20 protein-coding genes are annotated in these 13,306 nt (G+C 41.2%); all 20 read left to right on the top strand.

Annotated elements, in window-relative coordinates; all coding sequences use genetic code 11:
- Positions 1–32 precede the first annotated feature (32 nt).
- The 20 genes from rplR (at position 33) to QE450_RS16235 (ending at position 13,211) form a co-directional block, all read left to right on the top strand.
- Entirely contained in the window at positions 33–398 is a 366-nt protein-coding gene (rplR, locus tag QE450_RS16330) for a 50S ribosomal protein L18 (protein WP_204827270.1), read from the top strand.
- Between the two features lie 26 nt (positions 399–424).
- A complete protein-coding gene (gene rpsE / locus QE450_RS16325) occupies positions 425–922 on the top strand; it encodes a 30S ribosomal protein S5 (RefSeq protein WP_069328367.1) in 498 nt (165 codons plus the stop codon).
- Between the two features lie 12 nt (positions 923–934).
- Positions 935–1,120, top strand: a complete 186-nt coding sequence (gene rpmD / locus QE450_RS16320) for a 50S ribosomal protein L30 (RefSeq protein WP_204827271.1) — start codon at positions 935–937, stop codon at positions 1,118–1,120.
- A gap of 45 nt (positions 1,121–1,165) precedes the next feature.
- Complete coding sequence (gene rplO, locus QE450_RS16315) at positions 1,166–1,606, top strand: 50S ribosomal protein L15 (protein WP_069328369.1); 441 nt, start codon at positions 1,166–1,168, stop codon at positions 1,604–1,606.
- The gene (gene secY, locus QE450_RS16310; RefSeq protein WP_204827272.1) at positions 1,606–2,904 is read left to right on the top strand and encodes a preprotein translocase subunit SecY; all 1,299 of its coding nucleotides are present in this window, start codon (positions 1,606–1,608) and stop codon (positions 2,902–2,904) included. Before rplO ends, secY begins: the two co-directional genes overlap by 1 nt.
- Before the next feature lie 94 nt (positions 2,905–2,998).
- Positions 2,999–3,646: an adenylate kinase gene (locus QE450_RS16305; protein ID WP_274171830.1), complete on the top strand. Its 648-nt coding sequence runs from the start codon at positions 2,999–3,001 to the stop codon at positions 3,644–3,646.
- Positions 3,647–3,651: 5 nt separating this feature from the next.
- A complete protein-coding gene (gene map / locus QE450_RS16300; protein ID WP_307300616.1) occupies positions 3,652–4,401 on the top strand; it encodes a type I methionyl aminopeptidase in 750 nt (249 codons plus the stop codon).
- A 29-nt stretch (positions 4,402–4,430) separates the two neighbouring features.
- The gene (locus QE450_RS16295) at positions 4,431–4,727 is read left to right on the top strand and encodes a KOW domain-containing RNA-binding protein (protein WP_204827282.1); all 297 of its coding nucleotides are present in this window, start codon (positions 4,431–4,433) and stop codon (positions 4,725–4,727) included.
- Between the two features lie 2 nt (positions 4,728–4,729).
- Positions 4,730–4,945, top strand: coding sequence for a translation initiation factor IF-1 (gene infA / locus QE450_RS16290; RefSeq protein WP_017815385.1), 216 nt, complete (start codon positions 4,730–4,732; stop codon positions 4,943–4,945).
- A gap of 113 nt (positions 4,946–5,058) precedes the next feature.
- Positions 5,059–5,172, top strand: a complete 114-nt coding sequence (rpmJ, locus tag QE450_RS16285; protein WP_003333770.1) for a 50S ribosomal protein L36 — start codon at positions 5,059–5,061, stop codon at positions 5,170–5,172.
- Positions 5,173–5,195: 23 nt separating this feature from the next.
- Entirely contained in the window at positions 5,196–5,561 is a 366-nt protein-coding gene (gene rpsM / locus QE450_RS16280; RefSeq protein ID WP_069328373.1) for a 30S ribosomal protein S13, read from the top strand.
- Between the two features lie 16 nt (positions 5,562–5,577).
- Positions 5,578–5,973, top strand: a complete 396-nt coding sequence (rpsK, locus tag QE450_RS16275) for a 30S ribosomal protein S11 (protein ID WP_017815387.1) — start codon at positions 5,578–5,580, stop codon at positions 5,971–5,973.
- A gap of 139 nt (positions 5,974–6,112) precedes the next feature.
- Positions 6,113–7,057, top strand: coding sequence for a DNA-directed RNA polymerase subunit alpha (locus tag QE450_RS16270; protein ID WP_069328374.1), 945 nt, complete (start codon positions 6,113–6,115; stop codon positions 7,055–7,057).
- A gap of 35 nt (positions 7,058–7,092) precedes the next feature.
- A complete protein-coding gene (rplQ, locus tag QE450_RS16265; RefSeq protein WP_069328375.1) occupies positions 7,093–7,458 on the top strand; it encodes a 50S ribosomal protein L17 in 366 nt (121 codons plus the stop codon).
- Between the two features lie 144 nt (positions 7,459–7,602).
- Positions 7,603–8,382: a tRNA pseudouridine(38-40) synthase TruA gene (gene truA, locus QE450_RS16260; RefSeq protein WP_307300610.1), complete on the top strand. Its 780-nt coding sequence runs from the start codon at positions 7,603–7,605 to the stop codon at positions 8,380–8,382.
- A 268-nt stretch (positions 8,383–8,650) separates the two neighbouring features.
- Positions 8,651–9,088, top strand: a complete 438-nt coding sequence (gene rplM / locus QE450_RS16255) for a 50S ribosomal protein L13 (RefSeq protein ID WP_273613659.1) — start codon at positions 8,651–8,653, stop codon at positions 9,086–9,088.
- Positions 9,089–9,107: 19 nt separating this feature from the next.
- Positions 9,108–9,500, top strand: a complete 393-nt coding sequence (gene rpsI / locus QE450_RS16250) for a 30S ribosomal protein S9 (RefSeq protein WP_069328378.1) — start codon at positions 9,108–9,110, stop codon at positions 9,498–9,500.
- A 365-nt stretch (positions 9,501–9,865) separates the two neighbouring features.
- A complete protein-coding gene (locus tag QE450_RS16245; RefSeq protein WP_204827276.1) occupies positions 9,866–10,558 on the top strand; it encodes a phosphoadenylyl-sulfate reductase in 693 nt (230 codons plus the stop codon).
- Positions 10,559–10,697: 139 nt separating this feature from the next.
- Positions 10,698–11,867: a sulfate adenylyltransferase gene (gene sat / locus QE450_RS16240; protein ID WP_274171832.1), complete on the top strand. Its 1,170-nt coding sequence runs from the start codon at positions 10,698–10,700 to the stop codon at positions 11,865–11,867.
- A 234-nt stretch (positions 11,868–12,101) separates the two neighbouring features.
- Positions 12,102–13,211 (top strand): Mrp/NBP35 family ATP-binding protein, encoded by a 1,110-nt coding sequence (locus QE450_RS16235; protein ID WP_301263870.1) that lies wholly within the window; start codon positions 12,102–12,104, stop codon positions 13,209–13,211.
- Positions 13,212–13,306: the final 95 nt, after the last annotated feature.

The raw sequence follows: 13,306 nt of genomic DNA, 5'->3' as shown, positions 1-13,306 counted from the left end.
AAGGCAACGTGAAAGGAGTGAAATGTACAGTCATGATTACAAAAGCAGATAAAAATAAAGCACGTCTGAAAAGACACCTACGTGTTCGTAAGAACATCACTGGTACTTCTCAACGTCCACGTTTGAACGTATTCCGTTCTGCTAAACATATCTACGCTCAATTGATCGATGACGTAGCGGGTGTAACTTTGGTTTCCGCTTCGACTCTTGATAAAGAACTTGCAGATATTAAAAACGGCGGTAGCGTAGAAGCTGCTACTAAAGTTGGCGAACTGGTTGCAAAACGTGCATCTGAAAAAGGGCACACAGCTGTTGTATTTGATCGCGGAGGCTACTTGTATCACGGACGGATTCAAGCCTTGGCAGATGCAGCTCGTGAAGCTGGTCTTCAATTCTAAAACATTGTAAAAAGGAGGTTAACGACTTGCGTATTGATCCAAACACTTTAGAGCTGACTGAAAGAGTTGTAAACATTAATCGTGTAGCTAAAGTAGTTAAGGGTGGACGTCGTTTCAGCTTTAGCGCACTTGTAGTAGTGGGCGATGGTAATGGTTGGGTAGGCGCTGGTATCGGTAAAGCCGGTGAAGTACCTGACGCTATCCGTAAAGGCATCGAAGATGCTAAGAAAAACTTGATTCATGTTCCGATCGTTGGAACAACAATTCCTCACCTTGTTACAGGTAAATTCGGAGCAGGACGTGTATTGTTGAAACCAGCATCCGAAGGTACTGGAGTTATTGCTGGTGGACCAGTTCGTGCTGTACTAGAACTTGCTGGTGTAGGCAATATCTTGACTAAATCTCTGGGTTCTTCGAATTCCATGAACATGGTTAACGCAACGTTAGAAGGCTTGTCTCGTTTGAAACGTGCTGAAGACGTGGCTAAACTTCGTGGAAAATCTATCGAAGAGTTGCTCGGTTAAGGAGGGAACCTCATGGCTAAATTGGAAATTACCCTCGTCCGTAGCGTGATCGGTCGTTCAGAGAAACAACGTACTACTGTTAAAACACTAGGACTACGTAAACTGAACCACTCAGTAGTTCAAAACGATAATGCTGCTATGCGCGGTATGATCAAACAAGTGCAACATTTAGTATCTGTAAAAGAAATCGAAGGTTAATTTTTAAAAAATTAACCTACTATCAATAAGGAGGTGCAACGAACGATGAAATTGCATGAGCTTTCACCAAGCCCAGGTTCACGCAAGGAACGCAAACGTGTAGGTCGCGGTCCAAGTAGTGGTACTGGTAAAACATCGGGTCGTGGTCACAAAGGACAAAACTCTCGTTCAGGCGGAGGAGTTCGTCCAGGATTTGAAGGCGGACAAAATCCATTGTATCGTCGTTTGCCTAAACGCGGATTTGTTAACCCTACTCGTAAAGAATATGCACTCGTAAACATCGAAGATTTAAACAGCTTTGCTGCTGATACAGAAGTAACTCCTACGTTCTTGATGGAACAGGGAATCGTTAAAAATGCAAGAAGCGGAATTAAAATTCTTGGTAATGGCGACATCACTGTGAAATTGACTGTAAAAGCGAATAAGTTCTCTCAATCTGCGGTAGAGAAAATCGAGGCTGCCGGCGGTAAAACCGAGGTGATCTAATGTTCAAGACCCTAAAGAATATATGGCGGGTTGAGGATCTTAGAAATCGGATTATCTTTACCTTGCTGGTGCTCATTGTCTACCGTATCGGTGCGTTTGTACCGGTTCCGGGTGTAGACAAAAGTGTTTTCCAGTCTGCTAACGCTCAAGGTAAAGAACTATTCGGTCTTCTAAATACTTTCTCAGGGGGAGCTTTGGGGCATTTCTCCATTTTTGCCCTTGGGATCATGCCGTATATCACTGCATCCATTATAGTTCAGTTATTATCGATGGATGTCATTCCGAAATTTGCGGAATGGGCCAAACAAGGGGAACACGGTAAAAAGAAACTGGCACAGATTACCCGGTATGGTACTGTTATTCTGGGTCTGATCCAAGCCTTTGGTACATCGATTGGTTTCAACCGTTTATACAATGCAGAAATGATTCCTAATGCTACTGCGGTAGATTACATCATTATTGCAATCGTGTTGACGGCGGGTACATCATTCTTGATGTGGCTCGGGGAACAAATCACTGAAAAAGGAATCGGTAACGGTATTTCGATCATCATCTTCGCTGGTATTGTTGCAGCTATTCCACAGCATATCCGTGATATGGTTCAATCGGATTTCCTGCAACAAGGTCAGACGTTCTTTAATGTTGCGAAGTTAGCCATTGTTGTTATTGTCGTGATTTTCATTGTTGTCGGAGTTATCTTTATCCAACAGGGTATTCGTAAAATTCCAGTACAATATGCAAAACGCGTTGTAGGTAACAAAATGTATGGTGGACAGAATACACATATTCCGTTGAAAGTTAACTCAGCGGGTGTTATCCCTGTTATCTTTGCCGTTTCATTGCTACAATTTCCGATTATTATAGCAAGCTTCTGGTCTACTCATCTCTGGGCGAAATGGATTACTCAGAATTTGTGGTATGACAAACCGCTTGGTATGGTGCTATATGTTATAATGATCATAGGTTTTACTTTCTTCTATACATTTGTGCAAATGAATCCTACGCAAATGGCCGATAATATGAAAAAGAATGGTGGATATATCCCGGGTGTTCGTCCAGGTAAGCCAACGGCTACTTATTTGACTCGTGTTATGACTCGTTTGACCATGACAGGATCATTATTCCTGGCGGTTATCTCGGTACTACCAGTATTCTTAGGAGCTATTTCAGGTTTGCCACAATCTGTGCAAATCGGTGGTACATCGCTTCTTATCGTTATTGGGGTTGCCCTTGACACGATGAAAACGATCGAAAGCCAGCTCATTAAACGCCATTACAAAGGTTTTATCAATAAATAGACGGCAGGTTCCGGCTGGAATAAGTCATGCTTGTTCACAACCGGCGCCTTTCGTGCTGTTCTTGCAGCATTAGTCTTAGGGGGAGTGACATTACGTGAACATCATATTCATGGGGCCTCCGGGAGCAGGAAAAGGAACACAAGCAGCTGTGATTGTGAAAGAGCTAGGTATTCCTCACATTTCTACAGGCGATGCATTTCGTCTAGCGATCAAACAGGAAACTCCTATTGGAGTAAAAGCCAAAGAATTCATAGATCAAGGTTTACTTGTACCGGATGACGTAACGAACGGAATCGTGGAAGAGCGTCTTGCTCAGCCCGATTGTAAAAAAGGTTTCTTGCTTGACGGTTTTCCAAGAACTTTAGCTCAAGCTGAAGCACTGGATAAAATGCTGGCAGCAATGGAGCGTAAGCTGGACCACGTGATCAATTTAAAAGTAGATCTCAACAAATTGCTTGTTCGGATTACCGGACGACGTATTTGCAAGACTTGTGGAGCTACTTACCATATTGAATTCAATCCGCCGAAGCAAGAAGGCGTATGTGATCTTGATGGTGGTGAACTTTATCAACGTGCTGATGATAACGAAGAAAGTGTAGGAACGCGTCTGAATGAGTATCATACGAAAACAGAAGCGCCTCTTATTGCTTACTACGGTGATCAAAAGCTGTTGAGAGAGATTGATGGCGATCAAAGTATTGATGCAGTATCTAAGGATATTGTTTCATTACTAAGAGGTTAGGCAGAATGATCATTTGCAAATCCGAAACAGAACTAGGCTTTATGCGGGAAGCAGGGCGAATTGTAGCTGAGACGCATCGTCTAATCAAGCAAGCGATCGAGCCAGGTATTACGACCGAACACCTTGATCAGATTGCAGACCGTTATATTCGCAGTCAAAATGCCTTACCGTCATTCAAAGGATACAATGGTTTTCCTGCCAGCATTTGTGCTTCGGTTAATGAGCAATTAGTTCATGGATTCCCGAATAAACGCAAATTGCAAGAAGGCGACATCGTTACACTTGATATTGGAGCTGAGTACCGCGGTTATCATGGAGATTCTGCATGGACATATCCGGTAGGACAGATTTCTGATGATGCAAAAAAACTTTTGGAAGTAACTGAAGGTTCTTTGTATGCAGGACTTGAACTGGTCAAGCCAGATGTACGCTTGTTTACAATATCGCATGCGATACAGCGTTTTATTGAAGATGCCGGTATGTCTGTTGTGCGTGAATACGTAGGACATGGTATCGGAACGAAGCTGCACGAAGCACCTCAAATTCCTAATTATGGAGTTGAGGATCGCGGACCGAGGCTGAAGCCGGGAATGGTTCTGGCAATCGAGCCGATGGTAAATGCCGGCACGCAACATGTCAAAACGCTTGAAGACAAATGGACAGTAGTTACTGTTGATGGCTCATTATGTGCCCATTTTGAACATACAGTTGCGGTTACACCGGACGGTATGGAGATTTTCACAAAACTAAACTAAATGCGTAGGTGATTCTTGTGAAAACAACAATGAACCCGCAGGTCGGTCAAATTGTGAAAGTGTTAAAAGGTCAAGGAGCTCCTCAACCTGCTGTTATCATTGCAATACCGGATGAGAAGTTTGTTTATATCGCCGACGGGAACAAACGAAAGTTTGACCAGCCGAAGAAGAAGAATCTGCTTCATCTGGAGCTAATGCCGGTGATCAGCAGCGAAGTAGTAAACAGTTTGCAAGAAAGCGGTCGGGTCACGAACGGGAAATTGCGTTATGCAGTTACCAAGTTCTTGGAATCTGCCGAAAACAGTGTTGAACAGAAAGGAGACTGACTGTGGCCAAGGAAGATGTTATTGAGGTAGAAGGCGTGGTTCTTGAACCCTTGCCGAATGCAACGTTCAAAGTTGAATTAGAGAATGGTCATCAGATTCTCGCTCATGTTTCTGGAAAGCTACGGATGCACTTTATCCGTATTCTGACTGGAGATAAAGTAGTTGTACAATTGTCACCTTATGATTTGACAAAAGGTCGTATAACTTACCGCAAATAGACACTTTAACACTAATCTATGTTATAATAGATGTTTATGAAATCATTGCTTGTCAGCAGATACAATGATTACAAGTAAGTTTTACGAACGTAAAACTTGAGGAGGTAATTAGCATGAAGGTAAGACCTTCTGTAAAACCCATCTGCGAAAAATGCAAAGTCATTCGCCGCAAAGGGAATGTAATGGTTATTTGTGAGAATCCTAAACACAAACAAAAACAGGGATAATTATCTAGGGGGTGTAGCGTAAAATGGCACGTATAGCTGGCGTGGATTTACCACGTGATAAACGCGTTGAGATCGCCTTGACATATATTTTCGGAATCGGTAAAACGACTTCCCAGAAAATTCTGAGTGATACTGGTATTGACCTGAACACTCGTGTCCGCGATCTTACAGAAGATGAAGTAGGAAAATTGCGTGAAGTAATTGGTAGTACTAAAGTTGAAGGTGATCTTCGTCGTGAGATCTCTCTTAACATTAAACGTCTAATCGAAATCGGATGTTACCGTGGTGTTCGTCACCGTCGTGGATTGCCGGTTCGTGGACAACGTACTAAAACTAATGCTCGTACACGTAAAGGTCCTCGTCGTACAGTAGCGAACAAGAAGAAGTAAGGGAGGTTAAAGCACAATGGCTAAAGCTAAAAAAGTCGTACGTACAAAACGTCGTGACCGTAAAAATATTGAATCTGGCGTGGCGCACATCCGTTCCACGTTTAATAATACAATCGTTACAATTACGGATCCTCACGGAAACGCGATCTCTTGGGCTAGCTCAGGCGGTTTAGGTTTCAGAGGTTCTCGTAAGTCTACTCCATTCGCAGCGCAATTAGCAGCTGAAACAGCAGCTAAAGCAGCAATGGAACACGGTATGAAAGCCGTTGAGGTTATGGTTAAAGGTCCAGGAGCTGGACGCGAAGCAGCAATTCGTTCTTTGCAAGCAGCTGGTCTTGAAGTTAACCTAATCAAAGATGTAACGCCAATCCCGCATAACGGATGCCGTCCACCAAAACGTCGCCGCGTATAATTGAAGCATGTCTCTTTATTTTGTAGTATAATCCCCGGCAAAGGTAAAGATACATTTACCGGGTATACTACTGCATGTCTATTTGTAAGTATTCAGCGACAGTTTCACAGGAGCGACGTTTTGAAGGAGGGATATTGCAGTGATAGAAATCGAAAAGCCGAAAATTGAGACCGTAGATGTAAATGATGAAGGTAACTACGGTAAATTCATCATTGAACCGCTCGAACGTGGTTATGGCACAACACTTGGCAACTCACTTCGTAGAATTTTGTTATCTTCTCTTCCGGGAGCAGCAGTAACATCTGTTCAAATCGATGGTGTATTGCATGAGTTCTCAACGGTTCAAGGTGTGATGGAAGACGTTACAGAAATCATTCTGAACCTCAAGGCCCTTTCGCTTAAGATCCACTCTGATGAAGAAAAAGTGTTGGAGATTGATGCGGAAGGAGAAGGGGCGATCACTGCAGGAGATATCCGTGCAGACAGTGATGTTGAAATCCTGAATCCGGATCTTCATATCGCCACTTTAGCTCCAGGTTCTAGACTTCATATGCGTATTTTTGCAAATCGTGGTCGTGGCTATGTTGCTGCAGATAAGAATAAACGTGATGATCAACCAATTGGTGTCATTCCTGTAGATTCTATCTATACTCCGATTTCCCGCGTTAACTATGGCGTGGAAAATACTCGTGTAGGTCAAGTAACGAACTATGACAAGCTAACTATTGAAATTTGGACGGATGGTAGCATTCGACCAGAAGAAGCAGTTAGTCTGGGCGCTAAAATTTTGACTGAGCATTTGATGTTGTTTGTTGGTCTGACTGACGAAGCAAAAGATGCTGAAATCATGGTCGAAAAAGAGGAAGATAAAAAAGAGAAAGTGCTCGAGATGACTATCGAAGAGCTTGATCTCTCTGTACGTTCTTACAACTGCTTGAAACGTGCTGGTATCAATACCGTACAAGAGCTAACTACGAAATCCGAAGACGATATGATGAAAGTCCGCAACTTGGGCCGCAAATCGCTTGAGGAAGTTCAAGAGAAGCTTGAAGAATTAGGATTAGGACTTCGTCAAGAAGACTAATCATTTAATAGTGTAATGAAGGAGGGAAAAACAACATGGCATACCAAAAATTGGGTCGTAATTCCAGCGCTCGTAAAGCTTTGTTTCGTGACCTGGTAACTGACCTGTTCTTGTATGAGCGTATTCAAACGACTGAAGCTAAAGCGAAAGAAGTTCGTTCTATCGCTGAAAAATTGATCACCCTTTCTAAACGTGGAGATCTTCATGCTCGTCGTCAAGTAGCTGCTTATGTTCGTCGCGAGTCTCTCGATGGTGGACAAGATGCTATCCAAAAATTGTTTTCTGATTTAGCAACTCGCTATGCAGAGCGTCCAGGTGGATACACTCGTATTCTTAAATTAGGACCTCGTCGCGGCGATGCTGCACCTATGGTTTATCTTGAATTGGTAGACCGCGCGTAACATGCAGATGAGGAAAGGGTGGACAGGGTCAACAGATTCTGACAAAACCCTTTTTTTCTCTGTTTGGAACATGCAGTGTTTGAGGATAATGAGGGAGGGAGCTCCATTAGGGGCTCCCTTGCTTTGTATAAAAGGTGAGGATATATGAGGAATCTTTGTATGACTGTCAATTACGATGGAACAAGATATAACGGATTTCAGACCCAACCAGACGGAAATACGATTCAGGATCATTTAGAAAAAGCAATTGCTTCGATCATTGGAGAAAAACCAAAGATTCATGGCTCAGGTCGTACCGATGCGGGTGTACATGCGATCGGACAAGTATTTCATTTCTTGACTGAATCAACTGTTCCAGCAGAACGTTGGCCACTTGCTTTAAATGGTCGCTTGCCCAAAGATATTATTGTTACAAATGCGCGCGAGGTTCATTTGGACTTCCACTCACGGCGCTCAGCTAAACGTAAAACATATCGATACACGATTAACGCTAATCAATATCCAGATGTTTTTCTAAGGCATATGCAATTACATCATCCAGGCAAACTGAATATTGGAGCAATGCGTGAAGCTCTTTCCTACTTTATTGGCACTTATGACTTCACAACGTTTGCTTCAAAACATTCCGAAAAGCAAAGTCATATCCGTACAATCTATGAGGCACGTTTGGAAGTAGATTATTCTATGACCCGTCCTGATACAAGAGACCAAGGTATTTTACACTTTTATATAACAGGCAGTGGATTTTTACAGCATATGGTACGTATCATTATAGGGACTCTGGTACAAGTGGGAGAAGGTAAACACGAACCGGAGGCTATTCCTAGAATGATTGCTGCAGAGGATCGTAGTATGGCAGGACCTACCGCAGTTAGCAAAGCGTTAACGATGTGGGGGGTTCACTATGAGGAGTTTAATACATAGTAAAATTTCAAAGGAAATTCCTAAGAAAATTTTTCTAGAAAAACTTCAAATAGTTCTTGCTTAACATGTTTTTATGCTGTAAAATAAAGTTTGTGTTTTCTTAAGGCTATCCCACAGCCCCATTAAGAATAACACCACCAAAAATTTTTAATCCATCACTTAATGACTATGTAACACTGTGTATTAACAACACTAACTCAAGAACGAAGATATATGAGAATATGTCTTAATGATATATTTTCAAAAGCACACTAAGGAGGAACTTTTCATGCGTACGACGTACATTGCGAAGCCAAGTGAAGTAGAACGCAATTGGCACATTATCGATGCTGAAGGCAAAACGCTTGGTCGTTTGGCTAGTGAAGCAGCTGCACTTATTCGCGGCAAACACAAACCACAATTTACCCCTCATGTAGACGGTGGAGATTTCGTTATCGTAATCAATGCTGACAAAATCCACTTGACTGGTAAAAAATTGCAAGACAAAAAATACTACCGTCACTCCATGCATCCAGGTGGTCTTAAAGTTACCACTGCTGATGAAATGATCAAAAACAAACCTGAACGTGTAATCGAATTTGCAGTTCATGGTATGCTTCCAAAAACTCGTATGGGTAACCAAATGAAGTTAAGATTGAAAGCATATGCTGGCGTAGAACACCCACATGCAGCACAAAAACCGGAAGTTTACGAACTTCGCGGCTAATTAAAAGGAGGACAGTTTCATGGCACAAGTACAATACTATGGGACAGGTCGTCGTAAACATTCGGTAGCACGTGTTCGCCTTGTACCGGGTGAAGGACGCATTGTCATCAATAAACGCGACATCAATGAATATTTCGGTTTAGATACACTTAAACTGATCGTAAAACAACCACTTAACTTGACAGAAACAATCGGAAGCTACGATGTAATCGTATTGGCTCACGGTGGTGGTATTTCTGGTCAAGCAGGAGCAATCCGTCACGGTATTTCCCGTGCATTGCTTAAAGCTGATCCTGAACTTCGTGGATCTTTGAAAAAAGCTGGATTCCTGACTCGTGACCCTCGTATGAAAGAGCGTAAAAAATACGGTCTTAAAGCAGCACGTCGCGCACCTCAGTTCTCCAAACGTTAATATTCCTTGTTTATCAAGGATTACAGAAGCCTCTTACCAGAAATGGTGGGAGGCTTTTTTGTGTTTATCTTTCAATTGAAGCTCGTTTGACCACCATTTGACCACATGTGATTTGTGCATAACCTTGTGTATAAAGTAACAATTTCGACAATCATTTCAACAAAGTTATTCCTAGTTATAAAATAGTGTGAATAACTTGTGATTAACTTTCAAAATACTATTGAATCCTCAACCATTAAGTACTATAATATACATAATTCTTAGTTGTTTAGTCGGCTTTAAAAATGTGATTAAAAAATAGTCATTTGTTGAACGTACTTAAAACCAAAATGGGAAAATGAATTCCAAAGGTGGGGGAACTAAATATGAATCTATTGGAAAAAGAAGAATTAGCTAGAGTGAAAGCTGAAGAACTAGAGCATGCTACAGCTGAACAAGTGATTCGTTGGGCTGTAGATAATTTTGAAAGTCTTACTTTTGCTTGTAGTTTTGGAGCGGAAGATGTAGTTATTGTTGATATGTTACAAAATATCAGCCCGTCCACTGATATTTTCTATTTAGATACCGATTTCCATTTTAAAGAAACCTACGAGACACGTGATCGTATGATTGAACGTTATGGTTTGGAGTTTGTAAAAGTAGATCCTAAGCTAACACCGGAAGAACAAGCAGCCGCTCATGGAGAAGCTTTATGGACAGTAGATCCTAATGCATGCTGCAATATTCGTAAAGTAGAGCCTTTAACTCGTATATTATCTCAATATGATTCTTGGATTACAGGTATTCGTCGCGATCAAGCGCCAACTCGTGCAAATGCTAAAAAAATAGAGTACGATTCTAAATTTGGATTAATGAAGTTTAATCCGATTGCAGATTGGACTTCTGAAGACGTATGGAAGTATATTCGTGATAACGATATTATCTACAACCCTCTTCATGATCAACATTATCCTAGTATAGGTTGTGAACAATGCACACGTCAGGTGATGCCTGGTGAAGACCCTCGTGCAGGACGCTGGGCTAATTCAGATAAAACAGAATGTGGATTGCACAAATAAACAAATTAACTTCATGATAAATATAAATAACATAAGCCGACCAAGTGATTTTTCTAACCATCTGGTCGGCTTCATGTATACTTAGCACAGTTAGACAATACAACATACCTATTTATGATAAGACAGGAGCGATTACAGAATGACAACAATTTTGCCGCATGGTGGTCGATTGATTCAACGTATTGTAAAAGAGGAAGATCGTGATCAGTTATTGGCTCAAGCTCAGCAATGGAAACAGATTCCTATCAATACATGGACTATATCTGATCTAGATCTTATAGGTGTAGGTGCTTTCTCTCCACTAGAAGGATTTATGGAAGAGAAGGACTACCATTCTGTTTTGGAAAATATGAGATTGTCCAATGGTACGGTATGGAGTATTCCAATTACTCTAGCTTTAGACGAGTCTATTACATCCACATTGCAAATTGGTGAACAGGTGGCTTTGGTAGGAGAGCAGGATGGAGAAATCTACGGTACATTAGAAGTACGTAGTATCTATAACGTAGATCAACAACAAGAAGCTGTGAAAGTCTTCAAAACCGATGATCCCGAGCATCCAGGGGTACAAAAATTACTTAGTCGTTCTTCCATTTATGTTGGAGGACCTATCCAAGTCTTAAAACGTCCTCAGCCTGAGAAATTTGGTGAGTTTTATTTTGATCCCGAACAAACAAGACAAATTTTTGCAGATAAAGGTTGGAAAACTGTAGTAGGATTCCAGACTCGTAATCCTGTTCATCGTGCTCATGAGTATATTCAAAAAAGTGCGATGGAAATTGTAGATGCTTTGTTTCTGAATCCATTAGTAGGTGAAACCAAATCGGATGATGTTCCTGCTAATGTACGGATGCGTAGTTATTTGGTTCTTTTAGAAAATTACTATCCAAAAGATCGAGCATTTTTAGGGGTGTTTCCGGCGGCTATGCGTTATGCAGGACCAAGAGAAGCAATATTCCATGCAATGGTTCGCAAAAATTATGGTTGCACTCATTTTATCGTTGGTCGTGATCATGCAGGTGTGGGCGATTATTACGGAACATATGAAGCTCAAGAAATTTTTAAGCATTTTACAGCAGAAGAATTAGGAATTATGCCACTATTTTTTGAACATAGCTTTTTTTGTACCAAATGCGGTAACATGGCTTCTAGCAAAACCTGCCCGCATCCGAAAGAAAATCATTTAACCCTTTCTGGGACAAAAGTAAGAGCATTACTAAGAGATGGTCAATGCCCTCCACCTGAATTCACACGTCCAGAAGTAGCAGAAGTGTTGATTGAAGGTATGGCTGAACATATCAACTCCTAAATGTGAGAACAACAAAACCGTTTTACTTGGGTCATGTTATGATGATCTAGAGTAGAACGGTTTTTGTATATAGAATAACTGGAATAGATGCAGAAACATTTTATTTGTATTTTTACAGTGTATGATTCGCGAATCAATATTATAAAATGGTATAATACAACGTATTGCGTTATGATCTCATGGTTATCTTTATAACGGTATATTGAATCTAATCACATAAGGAGTGCACCTCATATGTTATCAAGAGACTATGTTTTGGAATTACTAAGTACTGTTACAGATCCACAGTATGATTTTCCTCTAGTAGAAATGCAATTTATTCGTGATATTATGATCAAAGATTCCAGAATTTCTCTCACCGTAGTGGGGATTGAGTTAGGTCAAGAGTATAAAGACGCTTTAGAACAGTCGATTCGGTCAGCTCTTAAAATTGTAGAACCTATTGATCTACATATTCGTTTTAGAGCGCCTTCTGAGCTTGAAATGGCTACAGTACGTCAATTACTCTCTCCAGACACAGAAGAAGCATTACCGCCTGAATCTGAGACCCACAAAGGTCATGCAGCAGGTCTGGAGCAGCTCCCTATCATTCATGCTAACTCTGGTGTTCGTTTTATAGCTGTAGCTAGTGGTAAAGGTGGAGTAGGTAAATCTACTGTTACTGTCAATTTAGCAACCGCATTAGTGCGCCAAGGAAAAAGAGTCGGCATTATTGATGCTGATATTTACGGGTTCAGTATTCCAGATATGATGGGAATAGAAGAAGGGCCTACAGTAGAAGAAGGACGTATTCAACCGGTGGAGCGATTTGGAGTTCAAGTGATGTCGATGGGATTCTTTATTAAAGAAAATAATCCTGTTATATGGCGCGGACCGATGCTTGGCAAAATGCTTCGTCAATTTTTTGCCGATGTAGATTGGGATCAACTGGATTACATGTTGTTAGATCTTCCACCAGGAACAGGTGATGTAGCACTCGATGTTCATCAAATTCTGCCACAAAGTAAAGAGATACTCGTCACGACTCCTCATGCAACAGCAGCATTTGTAGCAGCTCGCGCAGGAACAATGGCACTACAGACCGATCATGAAATTCTAGGTGTTGTTGAAAATATGTCCTATTACCAGGCAAGAGATGGACAAAGAGAGTATGTATTTGGTAGAGGTGGCGGTGGACAACTTGCAGAAACCTTGCATACAGAGTTACTCGCTCAAATCCCATTAGGTGCACCTGATAATTTACCAACAGACCCGGACTTTTCACCTTCTGTCTACAAAGAAGATAGTGAAATCGGTCAACTGTATAATGAATTAGCTCTGAAAATTATTGAAAAACACAACTAAATCTTAAACTAGATCATGAGGAATATATAAAGAGCAGATAGAGAGGAAGGAGTAGTATACCTTTCTCTTTATTTTTTATCTTTCTATCAAATGAC

This window comes from Paenibacillus sp. SORGH_AS_0306 (assembly GCF_030819345.1).
Classification (GTDB): Bacteria; Bacillota; Bacilli; order Paenibacillales; family Paenibacillaceae; genus Saccharibacillus; species Saccharibacillus kyungheensis.
This window is presented reverse-complemented; position numbering and strand designations above follow the sequence as displayed.

Coding starts and splice junctions, on each gene's coding strand:
- rplQ (WP_069328375.1), top strand. CDS start 7,093: ATGGCATACCAAAAATTGGGTCGTAATTCCAGCGCTCGTAAAGCTTTG.
- rpsK (WP_017815387.1), top strand. CDS start 5,578: ATGGCTAAAGCTAAAAAAGTCGTACGTACAAAACGTCGTGACCGTAAA.
- rpsM (WP_069328373.1), top strand. CDS start 5,196: ATGGCACGTATAGCTGGCGTGGATTTACCACGTGATAAACGCGTTGAG.
- truA (WP_307300610.1), top strand. CDS start 7,603: ATGAGGAATCTTTGTATGACTGTCAATTACGATGGAACAAGATATAAC.
- QE450_RS16295 (WP_204827282.1), top strand. CDS start 4,431: ATGAACCCGCAGGTCGGTCAAATTGTGAAAGTGTTAAAAGGTCAAGGA.
- QE450_RS16235 (WP_301263870.1), top strand. CDS start 12,102: ATGTTATCAAGAGACTATGTTTTGGAATTACTAAGTACTGTTACAGAT.
- rpsI (WP_069328378.1), top strand. CDS start 9,108: ATGGCACAAGTACAATACTATGGGACAGGTCGTCGTAAACATTCGGTA.
- rplM (WP_273613659.1), top strand. CDS start 8,651: ATGCGTACGACGTACATTGCGAAGCCAAGTGAAGTAGAACGCAATTGG.
- rplR (WP_204827270.1), top strand. CDS start 33: ATGATTACAAAAGCAGATAAAAATAAAGCACGTCTGAAAAGACACCTA.
- map (WP_307300616.1), top strand. CDS start 3,652: ATGATCATTTGCAAATCCGAAACAGAACTAGGCTTTATGCGGGAAGCA.
- rplO (WP_069328369.1), top strand. CDS start 1,166: ATGAAATTGCATGAGCTTTCACCAAGCCCAGGTTCACGCAAGGAACGC.
- sat (WP_274171832.1), top strand. CDS start 10,698: ATGACAACAATTTTGCCGCATGGTGGTCGATTGATTCAACGTATTGTA.
- rpmJ (WP_003333770.1), top strand. CDS start 5,059: ATGAAGGTAAGACCTTCTGTAAAACCCATCTGCGAAAAATGCAAAGTC.
- rpmD (WP_204827271.1), top strand. CDS start 935: ATGGCTAAATTGGAAATTACCCTCGTCCGTAGCGTGATCGGTCGTTCA.
- QE450_RS16245 (WP_204827276.1), top strand. CDS start 9,866: ATGAATCTATTGGAAAAAGAAGAATTAGCTAGAGTGAAAGCTGAAGAA.
- secY (WP_204827272.1), top strand. CDS start 1,606: ATGTTCAAGACCCTAAAGAATATATGGCGGGTTGAGGATCTTAGAAAT.